Source organism: Pseudoduganella sp. R-34, assembly GCF_049904655.1.
Classification (GTDB): domain Bacteria; phylum Pseudomonadota; class Gammaproteobacteria; order Burkholderiales; family Burkholderiaceae_D; genus Rugamonas.
Map to the genome: position 1 here is coordinate 5,934,663 of NZ_CP184572.1, position 26,874 is coordinate 5,961,536.

24 protein-coding genes are annotated in these 26,874 nt (G+C 63.3%); 6 read left to right on the forward strand and 18 right to left on the reverse strand.

All coding sequences use genetic code 11. The features are described from left to right. Positions 1 to 8: 8 nt before the first annotated feature. The 6 genes from ACN9MW_RS27285 to ACN9MW_RS27310 all read right to left on the reverse strand — a co-directional run bounded on the left by ACN9MW_RS27285 (position 9) and on the right by ACN9MW_RS27310 (position 10,217). Positions 9 to 6,143, reverse strand: a complete 6,135-nt coding sequence (locus ACN9MW_RS27285; RefSeq protein WP_426164799.1) for an Hpt domain-containing protein — start codon at positions 6,141 to 6,143, stop codon at positions 9 to 11. A gap of 46 nt (positions 6,144 to 6,189) precedes the next feature. Then, complete coding sequence (locus ACN9MW_RS27290) at positions 6,190 to 8,517, reverse strand: methyl-accepting chemotaxis protein (RefSeq protein ID WP_426164801.1); 2,328 nt, start codon at positions 8,515 to 8,517, stop codon at positions 6,190 to 6,192. Positions 8,518 to 8,573: 56 nt separating this feature from the next. Then, positions 8,574 to 9,122 (reverse strand): chemotaxis protein CheW, encoded by a 549-nt coding sequence (locus ACN9MW_RS27295; protein ID WP_426164803.1) that lies wholly within the window; start codon positions 9,120 to 9,122, stop codon positions 8,574 to 8,576. Between the two features lie 3 nt (positions 9,123 to 9,125). Beyond that, entirely contained in the window at positions 9,126 to 9,491 is a 366-nt protein-coding gene (locus ACN9MW_RS27300) for a response regulator transcription factor (RefSeq protein WP_055929369.1), read from the reverse strand. 25 nt (positions 9,492 to 9,516) lie between these two features. Next, on the reverse strand, positions 9,517 to 9,915 hold the full coding sequence (locus tag ACN9MW_RS27305) for a response regulator (RefSeq protein ID WP_426164806.1): 399 nt from the start codon (positions 9,913 to 9,915) through the stop codon (positions 9,517 to 9,519). A 149-nt stretch (positions 9,916 to 10,064) separates the two neighbouring features. After that, a complete protein-coding gene (locus ACN9MW_RS27310) occupies positions 10,065 to 10,217 on the reverse strand; it encodes a rubredoxin (protein ID WP_028104578.1) in 153 nt (50 codons plus the stop codon). Positions 10,218 to 10,313: 96 nt separating this feature from the next. On the opposite strand from ACN9MW_RS27310, the gene thiD reads away from it, so the two are divergent. Both thiD and hemL read left to right on the forward strand, forming a co-directional pair. Next, positions 10,314 to 11,123 carry a bifunctional hydroxymethylpyrimidine kinase/phosphomethylpyrimidine kinase gene (thiD, locus tag ACN9MW_RS27315; protein WP_426164808.1) on the forward strand — a complete coding sequence of 270 codons (810 nt, stop codon included), beginning with the start codon at positions 10,314 to 10,316 and terminating at the stop codon, positions 11,121 to 11,123. Further along, positions 11,120 to 12,403, forward strand: coding sequence for a glutamate-1-semialdehyde 2,1-aminomutase (hemL, locus tag ACN9MW_RS27320; RefSeq protein WP_426164810.1), 1,284 nt, complete (start codon positions 11,120 to 11,122; stop codon positions 12,401 to 12,403). Before thiD ends, hemL begins: the two co-directional genes overlap by 4 nt. Before the next feature lie 82 nt (positions 12,404 to 12,485). Here the strand turns inward: hemL and ACN9MW_RS27325 are convergent, their stop codons facing one another. Further along, positions 12,486 to 13,604, reverse strand: coding sequence for an ATP-binding protein (locus ACN9MW_RS27325; protein WP_426164812.1), 1,119 nt, complete (start codon positions 13,602 to 13,604; stop codon positions 12,486 to 12,488). A 324-nt stretch (positions 13,605 to 13,928) separates the two neighbouring features. Here ACN9MW_RS27325 and ACN9MW_RS27330 point away from each other — a divergent pair, with 324 nt between their 5' ends. Next, positions 13,929 to 14,726 carry a hypothetical protein gene (locus tag ACN9MW_RS27330; RefSeq protein WP_426164814.1) on the forward strand — a complete coding sequence of 266 codons (798 nt, stop codon included), beginning with the start codon at positions 13,929 to 13,931 and terminating at the stop codon, positions 14,724 to 14,726. Positions 14,727 to 14,741: 15 nt separating this feature from the next. Here the strand turns inward: ACN9MW_RS27330 and ACN9MW_RS27335 are convergent, their stop codons facing one another. The 11 genes from ACN9MW_RS27335 to mpl form a co-directional block, all read right to left on the reverse strand. Continuing rightward, entirely contained in the window at positions 14,742 to 15,614 is an 873-nt protein-coding gene (locus ACN9MW_RS27335; RefSeq protein ID WP_426164816.1) for a hypothetical protein, read from the reverse strand. Positions 15,615 to 15,618: 4 nt separating this feature from the next. Continuing rightward, a complete protein-coding gene (locus ACN9MW_RS27340; RefSeq protein ID WP_426164818.1) occupies positions 15,619 to 16,311 on the reverse strand; it encodes a hypothetical protein in 693 nt (230 codons plus the stop codon). A gap of 98 nt (positions 16,312 to 16,409) precedes the next feature. Beyond that, positions 16,410 to 17,375: a magnesium/cobalt transporter CorA gene (corA, locus tag ACN9MW_RS27345; RefSeq protein WP_426164820.1), complete on the reverse strand. Its 966-nt coding sequence runs from the start codon at positions 17,373 to 17,375 to the stop codon at positions 16,410 to 16,412. A gap of 102 nt (positions 17,376 to 17,477) precedes the next feature. Continuing rightward, positions 17,478 to 17,855, reverse strand: coding sequence for a DUF4124 domain-containing protein (locus ACN9MW_RS27350; protein ID WP_426164822.1), 378 nt, complete (start codon positions 17,853 to 17,855; stop codon positions 17,478 to 17,480). Then, a complete protein-coding gene (gene mtgA / locus ACN9MW_RS27355) occupies positions 17,852 to 18,544 on the reverse strand; it encodes a monofunctional biosynthetic peptidoglycan transglycosylase (RefSeq protein ID WP_426164824.1) in 693 nt (230 codons plus the stop codon). Before mtgA ends, ACN9MW_RS27350 begins: the two co-directional genes overlap by 4 nt. Next, on the reverse strand, positions 18,541 to 19,362 hold the full coding sequence (gene aroE / locus ACN9MW_RS27360) for a shikimate dehydrogenase (protein ID WP_426164826.1): 822 nt from the start codon (positions 19,360 to 19,362) through the stop codon (positions 18,541 to 18,543). Before aroE ends, mtgA begins: the two co-directional genes overlap by 4 nt. Beyond that, the gene (locus ACN9MW_RS27365) at positions 19,362 to 20,243 is read right to left on the reverse strand and encodes an energy transducer TonB (RefSeq protein ID WP_426164828.1); all 882 of its coding nucleotides are present in this window, start codon (positions 20,241 to 20,243) and stop codon (positions 19,362 to 19,364) included. Before ACN9MW_RS27365 ends, aroE begins: the two co-directional genes overlap by 1 nt. A gap of 45 nt (positions 20,244 to 20,288) precedes the next feature. After that, the gene (locus ACN9MW_RS27370; RefSeq protein ID WP_426164830.1) at positions 20,289 to 22,322 is read right to left on the reverse strand and encodes an RNB domain-containing ribonuclease; all 2,034 of its coding nucleotides are present in this window, start codon (positions 22,320 to 22,322) and stop codon (positions 20,289 to 20,291) included. Then, positions 22,319 to 22,903 carry a chorismate--pyruvate lyase family protein gene (locus ACN9MW_RS27375; RefSeq protein ID WP_426164832.1) on the reverse strand — a complete coding sequence of 195 codons (585 nt, stop codon included), beginning with the start codon at positions 22,901 to 22,903 and terminating at the stop codon, positions 22,319 to 22,321. The genes ACN9MW_RS27370 and ACN9MW_RS27375 overlap by 4 nt, the downstream gene beginning before the upstream one ends. Then, positions 22,900 to 23,481 (reverse strand): YqiA/YcfP family alpha/beta fold hydrolase, encoded by a 582-nt coding sequence (locus tag ACN9MW_RS27380; RefSeq protein WP_426164834.1) that lies wholly within the window; start codon positions 23,479 to 23,481, stop codon positions 22,900 to 22,902. Before ACN9MW_RS27380 ends, ACN9MW_RS27375 begins: the two co-directional genes overlap by 4 nt. Further along, positions 23,481 to 24,812, reverse strand: coding sequence for a UDP-N-acetylmuramate:L-alanyl-gamma-D-glutamyl-meso-diaminopimelate ligase (mpl, locus tag ACN9MW_RS27385; protein WP_426172321.1), 1,332 nt, complete (start codon positions 24,810 to 24,812; stop codon positions 23,481 to 23,483). The genes ACN9MW_RS27380 and mpl overlap by 1 nt, the downstream gene beginning before the upstream one ends. A gap of 281 nt (positions 24,813 to 25,093) precedes the next feature. On the opposite strand from mpl, the gene ACN9MW_RS27390 reads away from it, so the two are divergent. The 3 genes from ACN9MW_RS27390 (at position 25,094) to aroQ (ending at position 26,806) form a co-directional block, all read left to right on the forward strand. After that, positions 25,094 to 25,702 (forward strand): hypothetical protein, encoded by a 609-nt coding sequence (locus ACN9MW_RS27390; protein ID WP_426164836.1) that lies wholly within the window; start codon positions 25,094 to 25,096, stop codon positions 25,700 to 25,702. Then, positions 25,702 to 26,253 carry a redoxin family protein gene (locus tag ACN9MW_RS27395; protein WP_426164838.1) on the forward strand — a complete coding sequence of 184 codons (552 nt, stop codon included), beginning with the start codon at positions 25,702 to 25,704 and terminating at the stop codon, positions 26,251 to 26,253. Before ACN9MW_RS27390 ends, ACN9MW_RS27395 begins: the two co-directional genes overlap by 1 nt. Positions 26,254 to 26,368: 115 nt before the next feature. Continuing rightward, positions 26,369 to 26,806 (forward strand): type II 3-dehydroquinate dehydratase, encoded by a 438-nt coding sequence (gene aroQ / locus ACN9MW_RS27400; protein ID WP_426164840.1) that lies wholly within the window; start codon positions 26,369 to 26,371, stop codon positions 26,804 to 26,806. Positions 26,807 to 26,874: the final 68 nt, after the last annotated feature.

The window sequence follows — 26,874 nt, forward strand, 5'->3', positions numbered from 1 at the left end:
TGCGCGCCTCAAGCCCGTTGAGGCAGCAGGCCGGCGATGGCGCCGAGCAGGATATCTTCCTGGAACGGCTTGCCGAAGTAGGCATTCACGCCCAGTTGCAGCGCGTAGTTGCGGTGCTTGTCCGCCGAACGCGAGGTGATCATGATGATCGGGATCTCCTTGGTGCGTTCGTCGCCGCGCACGTTGCGGGTCAGGTCGAAGCCGTCCATGCGCGGCATTTCGATGTCGACCAGCATCAGTTCCGGCAAGCGGTCCTGCAACTGTTCCAGCGCATCCACGCCGTCTTTTGCCAGCATGACGTGGTAGCCTTCGCGCTCCAGCAGGCGCTGGGTCACCTTGCGCACGGTGAGCGAATCGTCCACCACCATGACGGTGCCATGCGCGCGGGTCGGTTCCACCGGTTCGGCGCTGCCGCCGGCCGGCGCCGGCGCCGGAGTCGCGGCAGTGCGCGGCGCCAGTTCCGGATGCTGCGCCACGTGCAGCTGCAGCGCCACCGGATTCAGGATCAGCACGATCTCGCCCGAACCGAGCACGGTTGCGCCGGCGATGCCGGGCATGCGCGACAGCTGCGGGCCGATGTTCTTGATCACCACCTCGCGGTTGCCGAGGATCTCATCGACGTGCAGCGCGACACGGTCGGTACCGTTACGCAGCATCATCACCGGCGAAGAGCGTTGCAGCAGCGGACGCGCTTCCCCATCGCCCAGCAAGGTTGCCAGATAGCGCAGCGGCACGTGCTGGCCATGGTGCACCACGGCGCCCTTGGCGGTAGCTTCGGCCAGTGCCCCTTCCTTCAGTTGCAGCACCTGCTCCACCATCAGCGCCGGCACCGCGTGGGTGCGGCCGCCGGCGGAGATCAGCACCACCTGGGTCACGGCCAGCGTCAGCGGCAGGCGGATCGTGAAGCGGGTGCCCTTGCCTGGCTCGGTGAAGGTTTCCACGCGGCCGCCCAGGGCTTGCGCCTCGGACAGCACGATGTCCATGCCCACGCCGCGGCCGGCCAGTTCGGTCAGCGTATCGGCAGTGGAGAAGCCCGGCTGGAAGATCAGGTTGGACGCTTCGGCATCGCTGACCACCTGGTCGTCGGCCAGCAGGCCGACGCTGCGCGCCTTGGCGCGGATGCGTTCCAGGTCCAGGCCGGCGCCGTCGTCGCTGAACTCCAGCACCACTTCGTTACCCTGCTGGCTGACCTGCACCAGCAGCTCGCCGGTCTCGCCCTTGCCGTGTTCAACGCGGCGTTCGCGCGGCTCGATGCCGTGCACGATGGCGTTACGCAGCAAGTGTTCGAACGGCGCGGCCATGCGTTCCAGAACGCTGCGGTCCATTTCCACGCCGCCGCCGCGGATGTCCAGGTTGACGCGCTTGTCGGTTTCTTTCGCGCCCTGGCGGGCCACGCGGAACAGACGCTCGGACACGCTGTTGAACGGCACCATGCGCACGCGCATCAGGTCTCGCTGCAGGTCACGCGTCATGCGCGCTTGCTGCGTCAAGTCGCCGGTGGCGCCGTCGATGGAACGGATCAGGCCTTCGTGGAAGGAGGCCACGTCGTTCACCGATTCGGCCATCATGCGGGTCAGTTCCTGCAGGCGGGTGAAGCGGTCGAACTCCAGCGGATCGAATTCGCGCTCGCCGGCAATCGACATGCGCGAAGCGATCTGCGACTCGGCTTGCATTTCGACTTCGCGCAGCTGGCGGCGCAGGCGATTCAAGTTTTCCTGGAAGTCCGATACCGAGGTACGCAGCGAGGTCACTTCGTTTTCCAGGCGCGAACGGGTGATCGACACTTCACCGGCCTGGTTCACCAGGCGGTCGAGGATGTCTGCACGCACACGCACCAGCGGCGAGGCCTTGGCGCCTTCCGCTTCGTCGCCGCCGCGTGCCGCCGTGCCAGGCGCTGCCGCCAGGCGCGCAGCCAGGGCGCTGAGCGAAGGCTGGGCTGCGCCTTGCGCTGCCGGCGCGCGGGCATCGGCGGCCGGTGCTGCGGCTGCCGCTTGCGCGGCGGCCATGGCAGCTGCATAGGCTTCCGGATTTTGCAGTTGTTCGAACAGCAGCAGCGCGTGGTCGTAGTGCGCCATCAGCTCGTCGAACGAGTGCTGGGAGGCGCTACCTGCGTGCACCATGTTTTCAATGTGCGTTTCGATTTCGTGCGCGTGCTGGCCAAGGCGCATCGCGCCGGCCATGCGGGCGCTGCCCTTCACGGTGTGCAGCACGCGCTGCAGGCTGTGGGCGTGGCTGAAATCGGTCGGCTTGGCGTGCCAGGCGCGCAGCGATTCGCCGATCTGCGGCAGCAGGTCGGTGCCTTCTTCCAGGAACACAGGCAGCAGGTCCGGGTCCAGTTCGTCGTGGATGTCGGACGGGCTGGCGCCCAGCAGGTGCGGGGTTTCCGGCAGTTCGACCACCTGCACTTCGCTTGCAGCGGCGTGGTCCAGGTCGACCGCATCTTCTTCGATGGCTTCGCCGGCAGCCAATGCCGTGGCATCGATGGCGTCGACTTCCATCGCGGCTTCGGCAGTGGCAGCATCGGCTTCGGCCAGCAGCGCGGCTTCCTCGATGTCCCCGGTGGCAGGTTCTGGTTCGGCTTCGGCAACGGCCGGCTCGGCAATCTGCTCGATGGCCGGGGCAGCGGCTTCTTCGACGACCGGCGCAGCGGCCTGCTCGACGACTGGTTCGGCAGTTTCCTCGGCGACCGGCACCGGGGTTTCTTCGACCAGCAGCGCATCGATCTGCTCGAGGTCCGGTGCGGCAGCTTCTTCGACCACCGGCGCGGCGATTTCCTCGACCGCCGGTTCAGCGGCTTCGGCGACGATCTCTTTGGCTTCGCCCGGCTCCACCAGGCGCAGCGTTTCTGCGGCAGGCCCGGCCTGCTTCAGTTCAGGCGCATCGAAAGCGTCATCGAAAGCGGCATCGAACAGGTTATCGATGTTGCCGTCCTGCGCGACAACTTCCTGCTTCGACTGCTCTGCGTGTGCCGTTTCTGCCGGCAGTTCGGCGACCAGGCTGTGGTAAGTATCGCTGAACAGGTTGTCGAGGCGCTGTTCCAGCTGCGCGCTGGCTGGCTCGCCGACAATGCTGTCCAGGCGTTCGTCGAGTTCCTGGCCGACTTCCGGCGGATGCGCCAGTTCGTCGCGCAGCTTGTGCAGCGCTTCGATCAATTCCGGCTGTTCCGGCGGCAGCTCGCCGGTGGCAAAGCTTTGCAGCATCTGGCGCACGCGCTCGATCGTGAAATCGAACAGGTCGTGTTGCGCATCGTCCAGGTGCGGCGCTGGCGGTTGCAGTTCCTGCAGCGTGATTTCCAGCGCATAGGACAGCTCACGCAGCGGCTTGAAGCCCACCGTGCCGGAGGTGCCGGTCAGGGTATGCACCGCCTGCAACGCCTCCGGATTCACCGGACGCTGCTCGTGGCGCCATTCGCCGAAATCTTGCGACAGCAGGCGTACCAGTTCGTCGGTTTCCGCCATGTAGATGTTGTACAGCGGCAGCGGGATCGCCAGGCGCCCCACGAACTTCATATTGTCTTCCGCCGGCGGCTCTGGTGGCGTTGGCGCGGTAGCAGTCGGGAATTCGATGACGTTGGTTGGGCGGGCCGTTGCCGCTTCCGTTTCCAGCGCCTCGACGACCAGCGGCTCGTCCAGCGTCAGGGCAGGTTCGGGCTCGGTGACTTCGATCGCGTCCAGGTCAAAGGACAGGTCGGCAGGCAGTGCTTCGATCACTTCCTCGGCCGCTTCCGGCGCGGCTCCCTCAGCCGCCGCCTCGGCGCCGGCAGGCTCCACGACGATTGGCTCGGCCAGTGCCGGGGCCTCGATCGCGTCCACTGCAGCCTCGATCTCGACGCCGGCTGCTTGCGGCGCACTTGGCGCCGCGGCAGGCAGGGTGCCCGCAGCAGGACGCTCGAACACGCCAGTGTCCTGCACGCGCGTGGCAGCGTCGACGATCGGTTTTTCCTGGCGCGCAGAATTGCCCGTGCTGGCCAGTTCATCCACCCATGCCGACATCTCTTCGCTCGCAAATTCGAGCAGGCCGAACAGGTCTTCGGTGGCACGGCGCTCTTCTGCCAGCCACAGGTTCATCACCTTCTCGATCGAATGCGCGCCGTCGCCGAAGCGGTTCAGGCCCACCATGCGGCTGCTGCCCTTCAGCGTGTGGAAGGAACGGCGCAGCATGGTCATCGTGTCCAGGCTGGAAATCTCGCTGTGCGGACGCGCCAGCGTCTCGCGCACGAAGGCCAGCACTTCCTGCGCCTCGCCGATGAAAATTTCCAGCAGCTCCGCTTCCACCGCCTCGTCGCCGGCGGCGCCGGCTTCGGGAACGGGTGCGGTCAGCACCGGCTCAGGGGCCGCTTCCGGCTCCGGCAGCGCCTCCTCCAGCACCGGGATCGACTCCGGGCCGGAGATTTTCTTGAACGGCACGGCACGGAACGTACCGTGTTCCGGATCGAAGGCGAACCGCTCGCGCGCGCCGGATGGATTCTGCGCCAGCATATCGACGAAGAAGCCCAGCGCGCCCACGTTCTGGGCGATCTCGTCGAGCGCCCTGGCTTCGTGCGCCTCATCGAACTGGCCCGATGCCAGGCGGCCGATCTCGATGCGCACGTGCGCCGCGGCGTTCATTGCATCGTCCTGGTCCAGGATGGCGCAGGCGCCGTGCAGCTGGTGCAGCACCTTGTCCAGGTCCGACAGTTCGGCGCGGCGCGCCGGGTCGGTGTAATACTCGTCCAGCATCTTCTCGACCTGGCGCAAGCCGGTCTTCATTTCCAGCGCCAGGGCGACGACGGTATCTTCTTCGTGCAGCTGGCGGGCCAGGCCGCCCTGCCACTGCGCCGGCTCCGGCGCCGCGCCGCCGGCCTGCAAGGCTTGCAGGCGCGCCGCGATGGTGTCGGCGTGGACGTTGAAATCGTCCGGCAGGTGGCGGATCTGGGCGATGCCGTGCTCGGCGAACAGCAGTGCCGTCGCCATTTCCAGCCCCAGCGCCTCGCTGCGGCGCGTGCCCACGGTATTGCGTGCCGACTCCGCCAGCTGGCGCAGCAACGCTGCCAGCGCGCCCAGGCCCAGCATTTCGCTGGCCACGGCCGCCTTGGCCAGGGACTGGCCGAAATCGTTATCGAGTTCCGGATTGTTTTCGTTCTGTTCGATGCGCTGCCAGACCGAACGCGCGTGGGCGATGCCCTCGCGCGCAGCGGCCAGCGAAGCGTCGTCAATGCGGCCGTAGCGGCGCGTCTCGAAATCGTGCGGCACCATGCCGTCCAGCGCATAGCCGGCGCGCAGCTGGCGCGCCAGCGGCGGCAGGGTTTCCGGATCGGCCGAGGCGATGAAGAACAGCGCCTCTTTCAGCACATTGTCCGGCAGTTCGGGCGAACCGGCCGACAGGCGGCGCAGTTGCAGGTTGATCAGGCCGAACAGCTGCTTGACGTAGCGGTTGCTTTCCTGCTGGCCGCTCACCACCAGTTCGGCGAAGGCCTGCATGGCGCGCCAGAACACGCGCGCCTTATGCTCGCCTTGCTGGTCTGCCACGTCGGTAATGGCTGCCTGCAGCGCCGCGGCATGGATCGCCTGGCTGCCGGCGTCGGCCGCCTTCAGGTAGGGCAGCAGCGCGCGCTCGAAGCGCTGGCGCAGGGCCTTGTAATCGGGGGCGCCGCCCGGCGCGCCGGCCGATGGCAGCGCCGCCGGCAGTTCCGGCACATGCGATACGTCGGGGAAGAACAGGTCGGCCGGGTGGACCCGGTCGATGCCCAGCAAATCCTGGATATCGCGGAAGAAGGGGAACAGGCGCACCGGCTGGAACGGGGCGCCGGACAGTAGCTCCTCCAGGAACTCTACCAGCGCCTGGTACATATTGGCCAGCAGCTGCGCATGGTCCGGCGTGCATTTCAGCGTGCCGTCGCGCATGCGGTCCAGCACCACTTCCGCCAATTGCGTCAGCAGCGCGACGCCGTCCACGTCCACCATCTGCAGGGCGCCGTGCGCCTGGTGCAGGTGGGACTTGGCATGCATCAGCGCCGTGGTCTGGTCTTCCGCATCACGCCCGCCGGCTTCGAACAGCGCCGTGCGGGAACGGGCCAGCGCTTCGCGGATTTCACCCATGACCCAGGACAGCGGGCCGGTGTCGTATTGCGGCAAAGCGGTGAACGAAAGATCAGGTTTGCTCATAGATTCTAAAAATTAAGCGGCAACTTGGGCACTAATCAGGCACTCATCAGGCGCCGACGCGGAATCGCGACACGGAGTTCTTCAGCTCCTGCGCCAGCGAGGTCAGTTTGCGAACCGAGCTCGCGGTTTGCTGGGTACCATCCTGGGTTTGCTGCGTTACCTGCAGGATGTGCTGCATATTGTGCGCCACGCCGTTTGCGGACGTCGCCTGCATGCCGGTTGCGTAGGAAATACCCTGAATCAGTTCCGCCAGGCGGTTCGAAACCTGCGAGATGTCCTGCAGTGCGGTACCTGCCGCGTCGGACAGCTTGGCACCTTCGACCACACCCTGCGTGGATTTTTCCATTGCCGCCACCGCGTCGTGGGTGTCGGTCTGAATGGTCTTCACCAGCGCACCGATCTGCTTGGCCGCTTCGGCGGAGCGTTCCGCCAGTCGCTGAACCTCTTCCGCAACCACCGAGAAGCCTCGGCCTGCCTCACCTGCCGATGCCGCCTGGATCGCCGCGTTCAGCGCCAGCACGTTGGTCTGTTCGGTAATGTCGGAAATCAGCTCGGTGATCTCGCCAATCTCCTGCGAGGATTCGCCCAGTCGCTTGATGCGCTTCGAAGTTTCCTGGATCTGCTCGCGGATCTCGTCCATACCCTTGATCGCGTTCTGCACCGCTTCCGCACCCTGGCGCGCCGCATCAACCGACTGGCGCGCAACGTCCGCCGATTCGGCCGCGCTGCGCGACACGTCGGTAATTTCGTTGGCCATCTTCACAACGGTGTTGGATGCGTCCTGGATCTCCTTCGACTGCGCTGCCGATGCTGCCAGCAGGTCGTTGGAAATACCCTGTGCGTGGGTCGATGCCGAGGTAACCTGTTCCGCGGTGATCGTCACACGGCCTACCAGGCCGCGCAGCTCTTCCACGGTGTAGTTAACCGAGTCGGCAATCGCGCCGGTAATGTCTTCCGACACGGTTGCCTGCACGGTCAAGTCACCGTCCGCCACTTCCTGCAGTTCGTTCATCAGGCGCAAAATTGCGGCCTGGTTCTGCTCGTTAATGGCCTTGGTTTCTTCTTCCTGCTGCTGCGCTTTCAGGCGCATCGCTTCCGCTTCCTGGCGGCGGCGCTCGGAAGCGCGGCCACGGTTCTGCGAATCGAGCAGCAGCACGCGGCCGATCGCCGCAGCGGAGACCAGGGTCACCGTCAGGCCAACCACCATCAGCCAGAACGAGATACCCAGCGAGTCCTGCTGCTCACGCAGCTTGGTCTGCAGGTTGGCGAAGTTGGCACGAACGTCTTCGTTCTCGTTGAACAGCAGTCGTTCCGCGCTCTTCGCAGCGGAGAATTTTTCCAGACGGTCCAGAATGAACTTGACCAGCTTGTCGTAGTCTTCGAAGCCTTTCTTCAGCGCCTGCAGGTTTTCGCGGGTCTCGCCATCCTTCACGGCCGGCAGGCCGAGCTGGTCGCTGCCGCCCAGGAAACCGTCCACGGTCTGGCGGAACACGGTCGCGTCGCGGCCCAGCTGGAACGCGGTCTCGGACGAGGAAACGCCGCCCTCGGTCAGGAAGTTCGAAGCGCTACGGCTCATGCGCTGGGTCAGCATGCCCAGCTTGCCCAGTGCCGCCAGTTCCTTGGCGCTGCCGCCCTGCTTCAGGCGCGCCGATGCGACTTCCTCGGTCAGCGACAGCAGGTCAGGCGACATGGCGTTGAGCTTTTGCAGGGTCTCGTCCAGACCGGCCAAGTCCCATTTGTATTTGGCGATGGTGGCGGCAGCCTTGTCGGAAGCGGTCCACTTCTTGCGGGCATCGTTCAGGGTCGGCAATACCGCGCCCGGGGCCGACAACACCGAGTGGCCGGCATAGCGGCCGCCGTCGGCCAGCGCCAGCAGCGCGCGATTCAGTTCGCTGCGGCTGTCCTCCAGCTGCTTGATCGCCTGCTGGTTGCCCTTAATCGCGTTTGGCGCCGCCTTGCCGATACGCTGCGAGTGCATCAGCACGTCGGAAGCGATCTGGGTACGGGTCGACGTCACGCCGCTGTTGTACGCGTTCCACGCCACGAAGACCACCGACAGCAGCAGCGATACGCCCAGCGTGGTGGACAGCAGGCTCAGCTGGCGCGCGCTGGGCAGGTGGCCGATCAGCGGCAGCTTGACGTTGGCCGCAGCCTCGCCCACCGAGCTGGTACGCAGGCGCTGCAGCAAGCCGCGCGCGCCTTCCGCCGCTTCCGGGGTAACGCTTTCGGTCGCTGCCGGTTGTTCAGCAGTGTCAACGGCCGCCTCTGGCGACGCGCCTTCGTACTGAGAATTGTTAAAGTTGGCAAACTCCGAATTGGAACCCAGCTCGGCGCTGGCCTCCGGTGCGGAGCGCGACAAAAATTTAAATGCCATTACTACGTCCCCCGATAGCTTTCAATATGTTGCGCCTGCCCGATGGCAGCGCGAGATTACAGGCCGATTTGCAGGAACCGCGCATCGTGCACCAGTTCGCCCAGGTCCAGCCTGGTCCACTGCTGCCCTTCACGGTCTTGGAATTGCTGGCCACCCCAGGCAGCTTGCCCACTGTCCGCCGGTGCTTGTTCCACCATTTCGTCCAGGTTGCGCAAGCCAAGCACGCGCCCGGCCAGGATTGCTACATTAAAGTTGAGGTGGGTGGCAAACGTCACCAGGCGGCTGTCCGGGCCTGCCTGCGTGCCAGCCTCGCCCATATAGCGCGCCAGGTCGACCACACCGACCAGGTTGCCGCGGATATTGGACAGGCCGCGATACCAGTCCTGCGACAGCGGTACCGCCGTCACAGCCTGGAACGGCACGATTTCGCCGACCTGGGTCAGGTCCAGCAGGCAGCGGCGGCCGCCCAGCAGCACGCCCAGTTCGCGGCCGGCATTGCCCGTGCCGGCCTTGGCGGCCTGCATGCGCTCCAGCAGCGTCACTTGGTACTGCCGCAGGCGGCTGCGGCGTTCAGCGCCGGTCGGCGCCTGCTGTTCGGTCGTCATCGCTTAACCGAGTGCGGCAATCTTGGCCAGCAGCTCGGCCGCGTCGACCGGCTTGACCAGGTAGTCCTTGGCGCCCTGGCGGATGCCCCAGATACGGTCGGTTTCCTGGTTCTTGGACGAGCAGATGATGATCGGCACGTCCTGCAGCTCAGGATCCTTGGCGATGGCGCGCGTGACCTGGAAGCCGTTCTGGCCAGGCATCACCACGTCCATCAGGATCAGTTGCGGCTTGTCGGCCTTGATCTTGGCCATGGCTTCTTCGCCGTTTTCAGCGGTGGACACGGTGAAACCGCTGCGCACCAGGATGTCGGTCAGGTAATAACGCTCGGTAGGCGAGTCGTCTACGATCAGGATTCGTTGAATGGCCATGCTTTACTCTCTGTATTACGGTGTTTTACGCACTGGCGGCGGCGGTGTGCTCTCGCACCGCAGCCAGCAGGCTATCTTTGGTGAAGGGTTTGGTCAGGTAGGCAGCCGAACCGACCATGGCGCCGCGTGCGCGGTCGAACAGGCCATCCTTGGATGAGAGCATCAGCACTGGGGTCGTATGAAACTTGGCGCTCTTTTTGATCAGGGCGCAGGTTTGATAACCATCCAGCCGCGGCATCAGGATGTCGCAGAAAATCAGCGCAGGCTGCTGGTCATTGATCTTGGCCAGCGCATCAAAGCCATCCTCGGCCAGGATTACCTGGTATCCCGCCTGGGTCAGGAAAATTTCTGCGGACCGGCGAATAGTCGAGCTATCGTCGATCACCATGATTTTCAGTCCGGTTCCTTGCGGTTTTGTCGTCATTTCTAAAGTATTTCCCTATAGTCTCGCTACGATAGCACAGGGGACAGCCCTATGGCAGGATCTGCTGCTTAAAAGAAACACTTATTTATTTGAAAACTTGGAAACATTCCTTATTTGATAAGAAACTAAGTTTTCAATTACATAACAGTTTAGATGGCGACCATCTCGAAATCATCCTTGCGCGCGCCGCATTCCGGGCAAGTCCAGTTCATCGGCACATCGGCCCAGCGGGTGCCCGGCGCAATGCCTTCTTCCGGCAAGCCTGCGGCTTCGTCATAAATCCAGCCACAGATCAGGCACATCCAGTTCTGGAATTCCTGGCTTGTATCATTGCTGCTCACGTTGAGTCACCTTCTAATAAAGTAAAATGCTGAATTAGGTATCTTAATCTAACCGCCGTGCAAAACCAAACATCTCCCTTGATCCTGACATTTGGCGTGGCCGATCCGGTCGGAGCGGTGGGCGTGCATGCCGACCTGGCTGTTTTCCATGCCCTCGGCTGCCGCGGCCTGTCCGCCACCACCGCCCTGCTGGTGGGCGACAGCGCGCGCGTCGAAGACCAGCAGCATGTCGATCCCGACTGGGTGGCCGACCAGGCCCGCATGGTGCTGGAAGACGTGCCGGTGCAAGCCTTCAAGGTGGGCGCGCTGGACCACCTGGAACATGTCTCCACCCTGGCCGAAATCGTCTCCGACTATCCCGACGCGCCGCTGGTGCTCGACCCCTTCGGCAGCCAGTTGCCGCCGCCGGGCGACGAAGACGATCCCGAAGAGCTGCTGACCGTGTTGCGCCAGCTGCTGGTGCCGCAGGGCACGCTGCTGATGCTGTCGGAAGTCGAACTGGCGCGCATGGCCGAAACCTGGCGCGACCTGGGCAACGGCGAAACCATGGCCGACGACGCCGAGCACCTGATCGACCTCGGCTGCGAATACGTGCTGGTCACCGGCACCAACGCCGGCGGCGGGCAGCGCGCCAATACCCTGTACAGCGCCGAAGGCGTGCTGCGCCACGACAAATGGCAGCACCTGCCGGGCCCCTTCGTGGGCGCCGGCGGCACCCTGTCGGCCGCCATCGCCGCCTGGCTGGCGCACGGCCTGGCCGTGCCGGAAGCCGTGGAGCGCGCCGAACAATACACCTACCAGACCTTGCTCCATGCCCAGCGCTATGGCATGGGGCGCTTTGTCCCCAATCGATTCTTCAAGCCATGACTACTTCGAAAAACGACATCCTGTTCGAACGCGCCCAGAAATCCACCCCGGGCGGCGTCAATTCGCCGGTGCGCGCCTTCCGTTCCGTGGGCGGCACGCCGCGCTTCATCACCCGCGCCGAAGGCCCCTACTTCTGGGATGCGGACGGCAAGCGCTACATCGACTACATCGGCTCCTGGGGCCCGGCTATCGTCGGCCACGCCCATCCGGAAGTGGTGAAGGCGGTGCAGGATGCCGCCACGCGCGGGCTGTCCTTCGGCGCCCCCACCGAAGCTGAAATCGAGATGGCGGAAGAAATCTGCCGCCTGCTGCCGTCGATCGAACAGGTGCGCCTGGTCTCCTCCGGCACCGAAGCGACCATGAGCGCCCTGCGCCTGGCGCGCGGCGCCACCGGCCGCGACAAGATCGTCAAGTTCGAAGGCTGCTACCACGGCCACGCCGACTCCCTGCTGGTGAAAGCCGGCAGCGGCCTGCTCACCTTCGGCAACCCGACCTCGGCCGGCGTGCCGGAAGACTTCGTCAAGCACACCCTGGTGCTCGACTACAACAACGTGGACGCCATCCGCGCCGCGTTCGACGAGTACGGCAATGAGATCGCCTGCGTCATCGTGGAACCGGTGGCCGGCAACATGAACCTGATCAAGGGCACCCCGGAATTCCTGGGCGCGCTGCGCGAACTGTGCACCGAGCATGGCGCCATCCTGATCTTCGACGAAGTGATGTGCGGCTTCCGCGTCGGCCTCGGCGGCGCGCAGGAACTGTATGGCATCAAGCCCGACCTGACCGCGCTGGGCAAGGTGATTGGCGGCGGCCTGCCGGTGGCAGCCTTTGGCGGCTCGAAAGAACTGATGTCGAAGATGTCGCCGGTGGGCGCGGTGTACCAGGCCGGCACCCTGTCGGGCAACCCGGTTGCCGTGGCGGCCGGCATGACCACTTTGAAACTGATCCAGCAGCCCGGCTTCTACCAGGGCCTGGCCCGCAGCGCGCGCCGCCTGGCCGACGGCCTGAGCGCCGCCGCGAAAGAAGCCGGCGTCACCTTCTGCGCCGATGCCGAAGGCGGCATGTTCGGCCTCTACTTCAGCGCCACGCCGCCCAACAACTACGCCGAAATGATGGCCGGCGACCGCGAGAAGTTCAACGTCTTCTTCCACAAGATGCTGGACGAAGGCGTCTACTTCGCCCCGGCCGCCTTCGAAGCCGGCTTCGTCAGCGCCCAGCACGACGACGCCGTGATCGACGCCACCATCGCCGCCGCGAAAAAAGTCTTCGCTACGCTTTAAAAAGTCGGGGTCAGGTCTGGCAATCCGCCACATTTTTCGCTTTGCGAAAAATGTGGCGGATTGCCAGACCTGACCCCGACTTTTAATTCACTACTGGTGCGCAGCTGAAAGGCCGCGCGTCCATCGGGATGTCGATCCGGAAGGTGGTGCCCAGCGCCGCCGAACTGGTGACGATGATGCTGCCGCCGTGGCTCTCGGCCACGCGGCGCGCATAGGGCAGCCCTACTCCCCAGCCATCCTTGGAGCATTTGCCCCCGCGCGCGCGGCGATAGACCTGGAAGATCGATTCCAGCTCTTCGGCAGGAATCGGCTCGCCGTCGTTGTGCACGGACAGTTGCACGCGCTCGCCATGGCAGGCGACCCGGATCAGGACCGGCGTACCCGGCTTGCGATACTTGATGGCATTGCCCAGCAGGTTCTCCAGCGCGCGCTGCAGCGAGGCGCGGCACCATTGCCCCACTGCCGACTCGAATTCCACCTGCACCTGCACTGCGCTGCGCTCCATGGTTTGCTGCGCAACCTCGTAGGCCAGCAAGGCAAGGTCGAACTCCTCCAGGTGCAGCGGCAAGCGTTGCCCGCCTTCGAACACCATGCAGTCCAGCAGGTCGCGCGTCATTGCTTCGATGCGCTGCGCGTTCACCGCGATGCGCTCGGCCAACCTGCGGATGTCGTCAGTCGGCGCCTTGCTTTCGATAACTTGCGCCGCCACGCTGACGGTCGACAGTGGTGTGCGCAGGTCATGCGTCAGCGCGGCAATGAACTGCTCGCGCAGCGCTGACTGGATCAGGGCGAAGGCCGTCACGCTTTCGCGGATGGCGCTGTCGATCGAGGTGGCAATCGCTTCGCGCTGATCATGGGTCAGCACCACGCTGTGCAGGTGCAGCATCTTGAACAGCACTTGCCGGAACAGCTGGTATTCGCGGATCAGGGTGGTGGTGTCGTAGCCGCTCAGGCGCGCGCGCTCGCCGCCATGCTCCTGCGCGATCACCGCCACGTCGACGCCGCTGGCCTGGTAATACTCGTGCGTCAGCAGGCGTGCCAGGTGCTCGTAAAAAGTCGGCAGGGTATTCAGCAAGATCGGGTCGGGCAGCTCGCCGGCCTTGCACAAGGTCTCCCGCGCTACCTCGCGCCAGGCGTCGATCACCTGGTCGCGCAGCGCCAGCATCGCTTGCGATGCTGGCGACAAATCGACCTCAGCCATTCAGCCTCCGGGGTAAATGTGGATTGTGAAACGAAAGAATGTGACGAAGATACTTTCGTGTCAATATGTGGCCCGAATGCTGTATATGATTGACAAGTACAAGTACTGGAGCATGCAATGGTTCGCAGCTGGAGCAGGAACAACTGGTTTTCACTGTTATTCGCAGGCGCCCTGGGCGGTCATTTCGTCCTTTACCGGACACAGGGCAACCCCTTGGGTCATCCGGAGTGGCCGCTGCTACTGGACCTTTTGGTTACATTCCCTGTTGCATATTTGCTGATTTGCCGGCCCGCCTGGAAGGATTGGCTCAGGAAATGTGCCGCCATGTTGTTGCTGGGGCTGGCGTTCGGCAGTTTCGCCATCCCCGATGCATCCAAGCTGGCATGGCGCGAGATTGACCGCTTGCGCATGGCACTGCCTGGGCTGCTCGCCATGGCGGAAATAGCCCTCGCAGCCTGGCTGCTGCTGGGAATTCGTCGCGCCCTGCAGGCCGACGCCAATCCAGACCGCGTCCTGGCGCGTGCTATCCGGCGCCGCTTTGGCAAAGGCACCACGGGCCGCCTGATGGAGTTCGAAGCACGCATCTGGTATTACGCCCTGTTCATGCGCACGGCGCCCGTATTTGAAGGCGAACAGCATTTTTCGACGGCCCGTGCAGGCGGCAACGCGAGCAACCAGCTTGCGTGGATCTGGCTGATGGCATTCGACATCCCCGTCGCGCATTTGCTGCTGCACTTCCTATGGTCTCCGGCTGCCGCCTGGGTCGCTACGGCGTTGACTGCCTGGGGCCTGCTCTATTTGCTGGCCGACTATCGCGCCACCCTGGCGCGGCCAGTGTCGCTTGGCGCTGCCGATTTGCACCTGCGCTGCGGCGCGCTGGCCGCCGATGCCGTCGTCCCGTATGCCGCGATCGTCTCAGTCGCGCGCGTGCCGCATCCGGAGCGGCGCCTGCCTGGCAAGCGCTATTTCCGCCACCAGGGTGCGATGAATGTGGAAATCACGCTGCGGCCCGGTACCGCGCTGCCAACACTCTTGGGCGGCGACCGGGCTGCCACCCACATCGTGCTTGGCGTGGACGACCCTGCAAAATTCGTCGAGGCGCTGGGCGCGCGGCTGCACTGAGCCGGGTCCGCTGCGCTACAGCGCTGGCGGCCCGGCCGGCCCAGCGCACTCGGGCGCTGACGCGCGCACGCGCTTGAGCGGAATCGACATCAGCCAGCCACGCAAGTTCCTGACCAGCGCACGGCCGCAATGCTCGCTGACCGGTACAGCGCGTTCGACTGCCTCATTCTTCCCTTCCAGGTAGCGGAAGGTGCGCTCGGCGCCGGCGTTCGGTGCGACAGGCACGAACGCATGCGCCCGCGCAATCTCGACTGATGCGCGGAACAGTCCAGCGCTGACCTCCCGCAGCCGCTGGCCGCCGTCGCGTTGCCAGAATACAGCCTCGTTCTCCACTTCAACGGCTCGCGACACGACCCGCACCGTGTTGGTGTAGACCGGCTGCTCGCTTCCCGCCTGAAACACCGACACGGTATTGTCGACGATCAGCGCGCTCTGGTCCTGCGTCATGTAAAACACCGGTGAGCTGGCAATGAGCAGTCCTGACTGCGGCCGCTCATTGCTGCCGAGCCAGGATACGCCCGTCGCCGCAGGAAAAGCACGCTCAGCCAGCTCGGCATGGCTGAAGGTATTCAGGGTCTTCCTGAAAGGCACCAGGATCCGGTCCGCCTCAGCTTCGATCTCGCTGCGCTGCTCTTTCATCTGGCCCTTGACCACCGCCGCGTGCGTCGCCAGGGCCATGATAAAACCGGCCAGGCCGGGCGTCGGATACAGCATGGTGCCCGGCGCCTGGCCGGCCTTGTCAAAATTGACCTGGCCGTGGAAGGCGACTTTTTCCTCGGCCGGCAAACTGAGCGACCAGAGGGCATCGGCCTGCGCGGATTCGGCCGCCTTCGCCGCCGGCAGGCAAGCCAGCAGTACGGCCAGGGCAATGTAACGATGGCGGGTCATTGTCTTAGTTGGCCAGCGGCTGGAGGATGGCCTGGCGGGCCGCTTCGATCGCCTGGAAATAGGCATTGCTCAAGCCAGGGAAGGCCGGCGCTTCGTCCCAGTTGCCCTGCGCGCTCTTTTGCTGCAGCAGCGGCACATACCACTCGTAGGAACCGTCCCTGAAGTCGACCATGTAGAACATGCCGCGGACGACTCCTTTGGGTTCGCCAGCGGGAATGTACGAGGAGTATGCGCGCGTGATGCCTACTTCCGCCAACTCCACCACCAGCAGCTTGTCCAGCTGGTACTGCGATTGGAGCGAGGAGTAATCCCTGGGCGCCGCGTTGCGCACTGTGCTGCCGGCCTTGGGCAATTGGCCCACCACAATCGGCTCGTCGATCACGACAGGCACCTGGCCCTTCAGTTTCAACACTGCGGCGATGTCATCCTTCAGGCCGGCCAGGTCATCCGTCGGCAAGGTCCGCGCGTGGGCCGTCAGCTTGGCGTTTGCCAGCGCGGCGGCAGCATGGCACAGCGGCCATTCGGCACCTGGGAAACTGGTGTCAGCCTTGGGCAATTTGCTCATCGCGACGCCGATGCGCAGTCCCGGCTCGGCAAATGGCCTGTAAGCCATCGAGACCGGAGCTTGAGGCGGGGTGGCGCAACCTGCCAGCCAGCCTGCGGCAACGGCAAGCAGCAGCCCAAATCCGAATCTCATCTCAGCCCTTTCGTATCGTTGGAATTTCGCGCAACCGGGAGTCGCGGCGAAATTCTACCTTTCAAACAGGGCTTAGCAAATAAATATGTTGCTTTACATCAACGCAGCCAGCCGCGGCGGCGGAAATACATCAATGGCGCGGCAGCACTGACAATCATCAGGCCCCAGGCCCAAGGGTAGCCCAGGTGCCATTTCAGTTCGGGCATGAAGTCGAAATTCATGCCGTACACCGAGGCGATCAGGGTCGGCGGCAGGAAGGCCACCGAAGCCACCGAGAAGATCTTGATGATCTTATTCTGGTTAATGTTGATGAAGCCGACGGTGGCATCCATCAGGAAGTTGATCTTGTCGAACAGGAAGGAAGTGTGGCCATCCAGCGATTCGATGTCGCGCAGGATCTGGCGTGCTTCCTCGAACTGGTCGGAATTGAGCAGGCGGCCGCGCATCAGGAACGAGACCGCGCGGCGCGTGTCCATCATGTTGCGGCGGATGCGGCCGTTCAAGTCTTCCTCGTGCGCGATGGCGCTCAGGGCGTCGGCCGCGTCCTTGTCGGTGAATTCTTCCTGCAGCACGCGGCCCGAGACTTCTTCCAGGTTCTGGTAGATGCCTTCCAGCGCATCTGCCGAATACTCGGCGTCGGTGGCGTACAGGTCCAGCAGCACGTCCATGTAGTCGGCGATCGAACCGGGACGCGAACGGGCGCGCATGCGCACCAGGCGGAATACCGGCAGGTCGTCGGTGTGTACCGAGAACAGCATTTTCTTGGCCAGGATGAACGCCACCGTGACCACGCGCGACGGGCCCTCGTCTTCTTCCAGCAGGAAGTCGGTCCGCAGGTGGAGGTCGCCGTTTTCCGCTTCGTAGTAACGGGCGGAGGCTTCGATGTCCTTGACTTCGTCTTCGCCTGGCAGGATGACGCCGTAGATGGACTTGACCCAGGCGCGTTCGTCTTCTGTCGGATCAGTCAGGTCGACCCAGACCGGCGCCACTTGTTCAAGGTCTTCGCGCGTCTCAATAGGCACCTGGTTGAGCCGGCCATTTTGTAAAACGAAAACATTGATCATAGGCAATCTCAGCCGGACAGGGGATGTAGAGCGCGGGTTCTAAAAAACTTCGCAAGTGTACCCGCAAAGGGGGGCGGGTTGCCACCCCGCCGAGGCATATTTTTAGCGCGTTGCCCGCTCAATGGCGCGGTCTGTGGCATTCGGCATCGCTTCCGGCGGCGGCTTGGGCGGCTCCTTCGGCGGCTCGATGCCGCGCGAGTCGTGGATCTCGATGACTTTGCCTTTTTCACCACATTCGGTGTTGGAAATCACGGTCTTGCCGTTGATGACGCATTTGCGCATCGGTGCCGGCGGCGGCGTCACCGATGCCACCGCTGGCGCCGCCACTTCGGCCGCCTTGGCGCCGACCTTGTTCAGTCCTTCTGCAAACAGGTTGCGCTCCTGCCGCATCGAGATCAGTGCAAATGCCGCCACTGCGCCCAGCACGCCCATAATGACCGCCACCGCGACCAGGCTGATGCCCGCTTGATGTTTTTTCATGGAAGATCCGCCGAATTCATTCGTTGCATGATGATGCCGGTACGCCGCGCCAGATAGGCCGATTCGCGGTGCGCATCATAGTATTTAGGACGCGGCAGCATGACTGCCAGCCGCGCCGCCTGTTCCGGCCCCAGCTTCGACGCCGGAATCCGGTAATAGTGGCGCGCCGCCGCTTCCGCACCGTAGATGCCGCGCCCGAACTCCGCCACGTTCAGATAGATCTCGAAGATGCGGCGCTTATCCATCAGCATCTCGAGCATATAAGTGATGATCAGCTCCTGCCCTTTGCGCAGATAGCTGCGCGAGCCGGACAGGAACAGGTTCTTGGCCAGTTGCTGCGTGATCGTCGAGCCGCCGTGGATCTTGGCGCCCTTCTTCTTTTCCTGGTTATGCTCGTAGGCTTTCTGCATCGCCTCCCAATCCACGCCTTCATGCTCGGCGAAGTTGGCATCCTCCGAAGCGATCACCGCGCGTTTCAGGTTCGCGGAAATGGCCTGGTAGCCGACCCATTGCTGCTGCACGCGCGCTTTCGGGTCCTTCTCCTGCATAGCGGCCTGCTGCTCACGCATGAAGGCCGTCATGGTCGGGTTATGGTCGACCCACCACCAGATCTGCACCAGGAAATACAGCTGCACCGCGAGGAAAATCGCGATCGGGACGATGATGAACCACTTCAGCTTCCTGATCATAGCCTGGCGCGCAACTGCTGTAGCACTTCGGCAGTCCGAGGGCGCACGCCACGCCAGACCTGGAAGGCTTCGGCGGCCTGTTCGACCAGCATGCCCAGGCCGTCGCGCGCGACGGCGCCGTGGCTGGCGGCGAATTGCATGAAGACGGTCGGCCTGGCGCCGTACATCATGTCCAGCGCCAGCGCACCCGGCGCAAAGACCGTGGCCGGCACGGGCGGAAGATCGGCGCTCAGGCTGGCGGAGGTGGCGTTGATGATGATGTCGAATGCGCCCAGGACGTCGGCAAAGCCGCAGGCCGACAACACGCCCGGCCCGGCCAGCGCGCCGAATTGTTCGACCAGGGCCTCGGCCGTGGCAACGGTGCGGTTGGCGATCACCAGCGCAGCGGGACGATGTTCCAGGATGGGCAGCACGACGCCGCGCGCAGCGCCTCCTGCGCCAAGCAGGAGCACGCGCTTGCCGGCAATCGCGACGCCGGCGTTCTGCACGATGTCGGCCACCAGGCCGGCGCCGTCGGTGTTGTCGCCCGTGATGCTGCCATCAGCGCCGAACACCAGGGTATTTACCGCGCCCGCAGCCTGGGCGCGCACGGTCAGCGAAGTGGCCAGCTTGTGCGCTTCCAGCTTGAAGGGCACGGTGACGTTGGCCCCCTTGCCGCCAGCGGCAATAAAGGCCCGGACCGCGCCGCCGAAACCGTCCAGCGGCGCAAGCCATTTCTCGTAACTCAGTTGCTGCCCAGTCTGCGCCGCATAGGCCGCGTGGATTTCAGGCGACTTGCTGTGGGCAATCGGGTTGCCAAAGACGCAGTACTTGTCCATCACTGGTTGCTTCCGTAGGAAACCTCGACCTTCTCTTCACGCGTAAAGACGAACTTCTGCACGATCACCCACAGGTCGTCGCGGTCCTTGGAGCGCATATTCGGCGGGAATTTGCCGAATGGCGCGGAGCGGCGCACGATGCTGATCGCTGCCTTGTCCAGATCCGGATTGCCGGAGCTGCGCTCGATCACGGTGCCGCCTTCCTTTTCATAGACGCTGCCGTCCTGGAAGATAGGAATGCTCAGCACCACCACGCCGTACAGCTTGCGCCCATCCTTCTGCGGGAAATTGAGCGTGCCGATATCCTCCACGCGGCGACGGAAGGCGTTGTAATACATGGCGTAGCCGACGCCCTGCGTGCTCGGCGACAGGAAAGTCTTTTTCGGTCGCTTGTTCTGGTCGTCGATGGTTTGCGTGATTTCCGCTTCCATGCGGGCGATGGCTTTGCTGCTTTCAATCAGCTCGGCGCCAGTGCGGCTAGGGTCGGTCTGGTTCTTTTCGGCCACCGGCGGGGCGGACAAAGGACTCTTTCTGACTTGGCTCAGCAGGTTTTTCTGGCGCTCCTCCAGCTCCTGCATATAGCGCTGGGAGGCCTTGATGCTGTCGCCGGTTTCCATGCGGCGCATGTCGGGCAGCGGGGATTTGGCACGGCCGGCATCGGCATTGCCGCCGCCATCCAGGTCGGCCTGCGCCAGTGCATCGGCCTTCAGCGGCTTGGATGCATGCTTGGCATTGACCAGGATGACTTCAAGGCCGGGGTCGGTTGGCTCGACCTTGAAATCTTTGGGGGCGACGAAATGCACCATCAGCGCCACGGCGTGGAAACCCACCGATACTGCGGAGGCGATGACAAGGAACTGGTTTTCTTTGAAATACTTCACGCGCTGGAATCAAAAATGATGCTTTAGAGAATCTTGAATTCTACTTCACTGTGGGCCAGGTTCGGTAACAACCGTCTCGCTGGCGAGCGAAGCTTCCTCTGCGTCGGCCTCGGTCGGCTGCGCCGGGTCGGCTGGCGCCTCTTCCTCGTCCAGTTCCGCCTCGGGCTCGGAAGGCAGGGTAATCGAGCCTTCCTGCAGGCGCGTCTCGATGGCCAGGTCGACTTCGTCCCAGCGCAGCACGTCCAGCTTCACGTGTGACCCGCGTGCAACAGACGGCATGCCGGGCATGCGCACGATCAGCGGGATGTCGGCCAGGCGCAGGACTTCATCCTTCAGCACCACGGCTTCCACTTCCTTCGCATTTTCCTGGCCCAGCCATCTCAGGCACCAGTAACGCTCCATATTCGACTGGAAGTCGGCATAGGCCGCGTAGGCCGCATCGAAGGCCGACACGATGGCGAACAGGTTGGCGTCCTTGTGCTTGAACGGCGCCACCATCGGCGCGGTCACGCCGTGCGAAGCGCAGGCCAGGATCTGCCATTGGTTGACCAGGTCGGTATACCGGCGCAGCGGCGAAGTCGACCATGCGTACTGGTCCACGCCCAGGCCCTGGTGCGGGGCCGCCTGCGTCATCATGCGCACCTGCATCTTGGCGGCCCAGCCGCCCACGCCCTGTCCCTGGGTGCGGTAAATGCCCGGCACGCCATGGTCGTGCATCAGCTTGCCCCAGGTGGAGTTGGCAAAGATCATCAGCTCGGCCACGATCTTGTCCAGCGGCGCACCGCGCTTGCGGCGGGAAATGGTGACGACGTCGTCTTCCACATAGAAGTTGAAGTCGACGCGGTTGTTCTGTTCCGGCTTCAGGCCGAACGCTTCGCGCTTGACCATGCGGCCTGCTTCCAGGTGCTGTGCCCAGCCCCACAGCAAGGCCAGCTCGGCCTTGCGCGGGTAGTCGCCCGCGCCGCTGGCCAGGGTTTCCTCGTTGACCAGTTCGTCCAGCGTGTTGTGGCGCAGGTTGTTGGCGATCGGAACCAGTTCAGCTATCGTCTCGGTCGAGATCACGGACCAGTCGGCCGGGTCGAGCACGGCATACAGGGACAGGGCCGGGCAAGTCTTGCCCTCGGCCAGGGTGAAAGCGTCGACGATGCTGTCCGGCAGCATGGTGATCTTATCGCCCGGCATATAGACCGTGGACATGCGGCTGCGCGCGATCTTGTCGATGGCGTCGTCCGGCTTGATGCCCAGGCCCGGGGCGGCGATGTGGATGCCCACGCGCACCTTGCCGTCCGGCTGGTGCACCACGGAGAAAGCGTCGTCGATCTCGGTGGTGGTCACGTCGTCGATGGAGAACGCTTCCACCGCCGCCAGCGGCAGCTTGGCCGGAGCGGAAGGCACCGGCAGTTCGGGGAAGCCATGGCCTTTCGGGAAATTCTCGAACAGGAACTTGGCCATATGCAGCTCTTTCGGCGACTTGATGCCGCCGGCCGACAGCATCAGGCGCGCCGGCGTGGTGTGGGCCTCGTTGGCGGCCTGCTCCAGCGCCTTGTATTCGATGGTGTTCTTGTCCGGCTTGAACAGCAGCTGGTTGACGATGTTCTGCATCGATGCCGGCAGGGTGCCAGCCTTCAGCTCCTCGGCGTACTGGCCCTGGATGATGGCTTGCTGTTTCTTTTTCTCGATGCCGGCCAGGGCGGCCTTCAGGGTCTGCTCGGGCGCTTTCTTATAGCGGCCGCGGCCCTTCTTGTGGAAATAGATCGGTGCCGAGTGCAGGCTCAGGATCAGGCCGGCCGCTTCGGCCGCTTGCGGAGCGTGGCCGAAGTATTCGGCGCCCAGTTCGGCAAAACCGAACTCCTCTTCGCCCGCCACCTCCCACAGGAAGTCCAGGTCGACGTCGGCGGCAATGGCCTTGGCCTGCTCCATCAGCTCGGCCGGCGACGGCTTGTCAAACTGCAGCATGACATCCTTGGTCTTGACCTTGTTGCGCTTGCCGCTGGCCATTTCAACCTGGTAGGCTTCGCCCGCCTGCGACAGCACGCTGCCTACTTTGAAATCGCCGGATTCTTCAAAAAATACATTCATTTCACATTATTCCGTTCAAGCTTGAGCACCGGCGGCAGGAATACCTCGGTCACAAGCAAAGTTCCTTCATGGCGCTGGTACAGGCAGCGCCGTGCATACAGTAAAGCTTCATCCGGCACCTCGGCGCCGTGCGCCGCCAAGGCACTGCGGGCACGCCGGGCCAGCGGATGCGTCGCGCGCAGCCGCGCAAATTCCAGTTCGCCACGCCGCACCTGCGGGTCGCCAAACAGTGTACTGCCGAGCGAACGTTCGCCCAGGGCGCTGAACAGCGGCCAGTCCGAGGCATCGGCCGACATCGGCACCACGGTATGGGCGAAGACGACAGGCGTATTATCACACTGCAGCAAGACCTCCCGCTCCCAGACGCGGCCTGGGCGGTGGTAGCCGATGATGTTGGCTTCATCTGCCAGGCAGATTGCCGTGTCCTGGTGCAGCAACTGCACGCGGAAGGCGCTGCTGTGCGCTTTCAGCTTATTGGTCAGCGAGCCGCCGCCGGTCAGCCAGTGGCGGTAGGGGTGCGGGGCGTTTGTCGCGAGCACGTGACCGTGCCAGTTGGCCTGGCGCAGCGATTGACCTTTCATCGAGCCTCGCCCGTGATGCCGCAAAACTCGAGGACCTCGTCGAGGTAGCCGGCGTACTCGCTGATGGCGTGGTCGCTGCCCTGCACTACCTTCTGCTTCGCGCCGGCATAGTGCGCCACCATGTCGCGGTAGTCCAATACTTCGTCACCGGTGCAGGCAACCAGGAAGTAGCGTTCCGGCTGCGTAATCTTCGGCACGGCCAGCGCGCGCAGCTCCTCTATATATTCACGCTTGAATTCGAACGGCTCGTCCGAATGATAGGCGGTCGTGACGCCAACGTGCTTTTCGAGGTCAAGCGCCGCAACCACTGCGGGATTCAGCAGGACGGCGCGGCAGCCAAGCTTTTCCGCCATCCAGGTGGCGTAGTAGCCGCCCAGCGAGGAACCGACAATCGTGAGTTCTTCGGCCGGCACGCCTGCCACCAGGCCAAAGGCCAGTTCCATTGCCCGCCTGGGGCTGGCCGGCAGCTGCGGGCAGATGAATTCCGCGCTGCGGCCAAGCTGCGCCATCCGCTCCCCGGTCAGCCGCGCCTTCATCGACTGCGGCGAAGAACGGAAGCCATGCAGGTACAAAATCATTACTTCAGCGCCTCCAGCAATTTCTGGTGGACGCCGCCGAAGCCGCCGTTGCTCATCACAATAATATGGTCGCCCGGCCTGGCCTGCGCGACAATAGCTTTCACCATACCGTCCAGGTCCTCGTAGGCCGAGGCGATTTCGCCCATTGGCGAGAGGGCTTCAGCCAGTTTCCAGCCCAGGGCTTGCTCGCTGCCAAAGCCGAATACCAGGTCGGCCTCTTTCAGGCTGCCGGGCAGCGCGTCCTTCATGGTGCCCAGCTTCATGGTGTTGGAGCGCGGCTCCAGCACGGCCAGGATGCGGCCATTGCTGCCGATCTTCTGGCGCAGGCCGCCGACGGTGGTTTCGATGGCGGTTGGATGGTGGGCGAAGTCGTCGTACACGGTCACGCCGTTAACGGTGCCGCGCACTTCCATGCGGCGTTTCACGCTCTGGAAGCTTTCCAGCGCCTGGGCCGCGATCTCGATCGGCACGCCCACGTGGCGGGCTGCGGCAATCGCGGCCAGCGCGTTGGAGCGGTTATGTTTACCGGTCAGCTGCCAGTTCACAGTGGCGGCCTTGGCGCCCTTGAAGATGACGTCGAAGCTGCCGTCGGCATGTTCAGCCATGGACCAGTCGGCGCCCTCTGCGCTGCCGAAGGTTTCCTTCTCGCTCCAGCAACCGCGTTTCAGCACGCGCTGCAGGCTCGCTTCGTCGGCATTGGCGATCACGCGGCCGATGCCCGGCACGGTGCGCACCAGGTGGTGGAACTGGGTTTCGATGGCGCCGATGTCCGGGAAGATGTCGGCGTGGTCGTATTCCAGGTTGTTCAGGATGGCCGTCTTCGAGTGGTAGTGCACGAACTTGCTGCGCTTGTCGAAGAAGGCGGTGTCGTATTCGTCTGCTTCGATGACGAAGAATTCGGAGTCGGCGCCGGGGCCGGTCAGGCGGGCCGATATGCCGAAGTTCTGCGGGATGCCGCCGATCAGGAAGCCGGGCGCGTAGCCGGCATGTTCCAGGATCCAGGCCACCATCGCCGAGGTGGTGGTCTTGCCGTGGGTGCCTGCGACCGACAGGACCCATTTGTCCTTCAGGATGTGGTCACCGATCCATTGCGGGCCGGAGATCATCGGCAGGTTGCGGTTCATGATCTCTTCGATCAGCGGATTGCCGCGCGAGACGACATTGCCGATGACATAAAGGTCGGGATTCAGTTCTACCTGCTCGGGGCCGAAACCCTGGATCAGTTCTATGCCCTGCGCTTCCAGCTGCGTGCTCATCGGGGGATAGACATTGGCGTCGCAACCCGTTACGCGGTGGCCGGCTTCCTTTGCCAGGACGGCAAGCCCGCCCATGAAGGTGCCGCAGATGCCTAGGATGTGGATGTGCATGGTGCAGATAGAAAAGAATCAAGAGCCGGATTTTACCTGATTAAAACCGGTAAACCGGTGTCTGACCCGCAGGGTCAGACACCCAACGGTCTCCTGGTCGGCGGTTTTGGTTGTGCGATGTTGATCTTCTCAAAAGTCAAGGGCACAGAACCAACCCACGGCTTCGAGACCGTTCGGGGTCTGGCTCTGCGTCAGATGGCCGCCCCGTCAGACCCCGAATTACCGGTTTTAGGTATGATGCATCCATGAACCCCGAGATCAAAACCGAAATCGCCGCCGCCGCCGCCCGCATGATCGCGCAGGATGGCGCCGACTACGGCAGCGCCAAACGCAAGGCCGCCCGCCAGATATTGGGCGAGTCGCAAGCCCGCGACCTGTCCGACATCCTGCCCGACAACGAACAGATCGAAGAAGAAGTCCGCCTATACCACGCTCTATATAACGCCGACACCCACCCGGCGCATTTATTCAGATTGCGCGGCCTGGCTTTGCAGGTCATGGAAATGCTGGAACAATACCAACCTTTCCTGACCGGCTCCGTCCTGTACGGTACGGCGGGCATGCACGACGACATCCACCTGCAAGTATTCGTCGACAGCGCCAAGGAAGTAGAAATCTATTTATTAAACAAGAACCTGCAAATCGAGATCTCCGAGTCGCCCCATTTTCGAGGGCCCCGTTTCGAAGATGTTGAAACGGCCAGCTTCATGTGGAAGAACGTCGGCGTGCACGTCGAAATCTATGAGCAGGACGATCTGCGCGGCGCGAAAAAGAAAAGCGGCGACAAGCTGCTGCGCGCCGACCTCACCGAATTGCGCACCATCCTTACCAATAGCTCCCACCCAGCCCAATAATGAAAAAATTTGCAATCTACGCCGTGGCCGCCGTCCTGTTTGCCGGTGCCGGCGCCTGGTACTTCCTCCACACCCAGCAAGCTCCCGCTCCAGCCCCGATCACCACCACCGCGCCAGCCGGCGTGACCAGCCCGGTGGCCGCCATGATGGCCGAGTCCTTGCCAAATGATAAAGGCGTCAAGGAAGCGCTGTCGAAATGGAAAGGCAAGAACCTGCTGGTGAATTTCTGGGCGCCGTGGTGCGCGCCGTGCGTGGAAGAGATGCCGGAATTGTCCGAACTGCAAAATTCCGAGCTCGGCAAGAAGGTCCAGGTGATCGGTATCGGCATTGACTCGCCATCCAATATTGCAGAATTCACACAGAAAGTGAAAGTCGCCTACCCTGTTTACGTGGCAGGAATGAGCGGGACCGAACTGTCGCGCCAGTTCGGCAACACGCAAGGCGGGCTGCCCTTCACCGTCCTGATCGGCGCTGACGGCACAGTCAAAAAGACCTACCTCGCACGCCTGAAATTCGACGACCTGAAGGCCGACCTGGCGGCACTAAACTAGCAGAAGAACGCCGCCGAACGACCGTTCTATTAAGTTCCGACAAGTTATTTTCTCTTGCCAATGCTCGTAGATGGCGGCAAAATGCGGAACTTTCGCGGAAAATGGTCAGGGAATCATGGCATCGAACCTGCTGCTACTTAATGGCCCCAACCTGAATTTGTTGGGGACGCGCGAGCCTGAAACCTACGGCGCCAGCACGCTGGCAGACGTTGAACAGGCTGCGCAGGCACAGGCCAACACAGCCGGTGCACAGCTCGCCTGTTTCCAGAGCAACCACGAAGGAGCGTTGATTGACCGCATCCACGCAGCCCGAACCGAGGGCGTGGATTTCATCGTCATCAACCCGGGTGGCTATACCCACACCAGCGTCGCATTGCGCGATGCACTGGCCGGCGTAGCGATCCCTTTTATTGAAGTGCACATTTCGAATATTTATCGGCGGGAGGAGTTCCGCCACCATTCCTATCTCAGCGCAATCGCACAGGGGACGATCTGCGGGCTTGGTATCGACGGATATCGTCTCGCCATCGACTTTGCTTTAAAAAGCAGTTAATCTACCGCGATCTGCGCACATCTAACGCGATGCCGCCCATAAGGCGACATCAATGTAACCGTCAACAT

Coding starts and splice junctions, on each gene's coding strand:
- ACN9MW_RS27285 (WP_426164799.1), bottom strand. CDS start 6,143: ATGAGCAAACCTGATCTTTCGTTCACCGCTTTGCCGCAATACGACACC.
- ACN9MW_RS27290 (WP_426164801.1), bottom strand. CDS start 8,517: ATGGCATTTAAATTTTTGTCGCGCTCCGCACCGGAGGCCAGCGCCGAG.
- ACN9MW_RS27295 (WP_426164803.1), bottom strand. CDS start 9,122: ATGACGACCGAACAGCAGGCGCCGACCGGCGCTGAACGCCGCAGCCGC.
- ACN9MW_RS27300 (WP_055929369.1), bottom strand. CDS start 9,491: ATGGCCATTCAACGAATCCTGATCGTAGACGACTCGCCTACCGAGCGT.
- ACN9MW_RS27305 (WP_426164806.1), bottom strand. CDS start 9,915: ATGACGACAAAACCGCAAGGAACCGGACTGAAAATCATGGTGATCGAC.
- ACN9MW_RS27310 (WP_028104578.1), bottom strand. CDS start 10,217: ATGTGCCTGATCTGTGGCTGGATTTATGACGAAGCCGCAGGCTTGCCG.
- hemL (WP_426164810.1), top strand. CDS start 11,120: ATGACTACTTCGAAAAACGACATCCTGTTCGAACGCGCCCAGAAATCC.
- ACN9MW_RS27325 (WP_426164812.1), bottom strand. CDS start 13,604: ATGGCTGAGGTCGATTTGTCGCCAGCATCGCAAGCGATGCTGGCGCTG.
- ACN9MW_RS27330 (WP_426164814.1), top strand. CDS start 13,929: ATGTTGTTGCTGGGGCTGGCGTTCGGCAGTTTCGCCATCCCCGATGCA.
- ACN9MW_RS27335 (WP_426164816.1), bottom strand. CDS start 15,614: ATGACCCGCCATCGTTACATTGCCCTGGCCGTACTGCTGGCTTGCCTG.
- ACN9MW_RS27340 (WP_426164818.1), bottom strand. CDS start 16,311: ATGAGATTCGGATTTGGGCTGCTGCTTGCCGTTGCCGCAGGCTGGCTG.
- corA (WP_426164820.1), bottom strand. CDS start 17,375: ATGATCAATGTTTTCGTTTTACAAAATGGCCGGCTCAACCAGGTGCCT.
- ACN9MW_RS27350 (WP_426164822.1), bottom strand. CDS start 17,855: ATGAAAAAACATCAAGCGGGCATCAGCCTGGTCGCGGTGGCGGTCATT.
- mtgA (WP_426164824.1), bottom strand. CDS start 18,544: ATGATCAGGAAGCTGAAGTGGTTCATCATCGTCCCGATCGCGATTTTC.
- aroE (WP_426164826.1), bottom strand. CDS start 19,362: ATGGACAAGTACTGCGTCTTTGGCAACCCGATTGCCCACAGCAAGTCG.
- ACN9MW_RS27370 (WP_426164830.1), bottom strand. CDS start 22,322: ATGAATGTATTTTTTGAAGAATCCGGCGATTTCAAAGTAGGCAGCGTG.
- ACN9MW_RS27375 (WP_426164832.1), bottom strand. CDS start 22,903: ATGAAAGGTCAATCGCTGCGCCAGGCCAACTGGCACGGTCACGTGCTC.
- ACN9MW_RS27380 (WP_426164834.1), bottom strand. CDS start 23,481: ATGATTTTGTACCTGCATGGCTTCCGTTCTTCGCCGCAGTCGATGAAG.
- mpl (WP_426172321.1), bottom strand. CDS start 24,812: ATGGGCGGGCTTGCCGTCCTGGCAAAGGAAGCCGGCCACCGCGTAACG.
- ACN9MW_RS27390 (WP_426164836.1), top strand. CDS start 25,094: ATGAACCCCGAGATCAAAACCGAAATCGCCGCCGCCGCCGCCCGCATG.
- ACN9MW_RS27395 (WP_426164838.1), top strand. CDS start 25,702: ATGAAAAAATTTGCAATCTACGCCGTGGCCGCCGTCCTGTTTGCCGGT.
- aroQ (WP_426164840.1), top strand. CDS start 26,369: ATGGCATCGAACCTGCTGCTACTTAATGGCCCCAACCTGAATTTGTTG.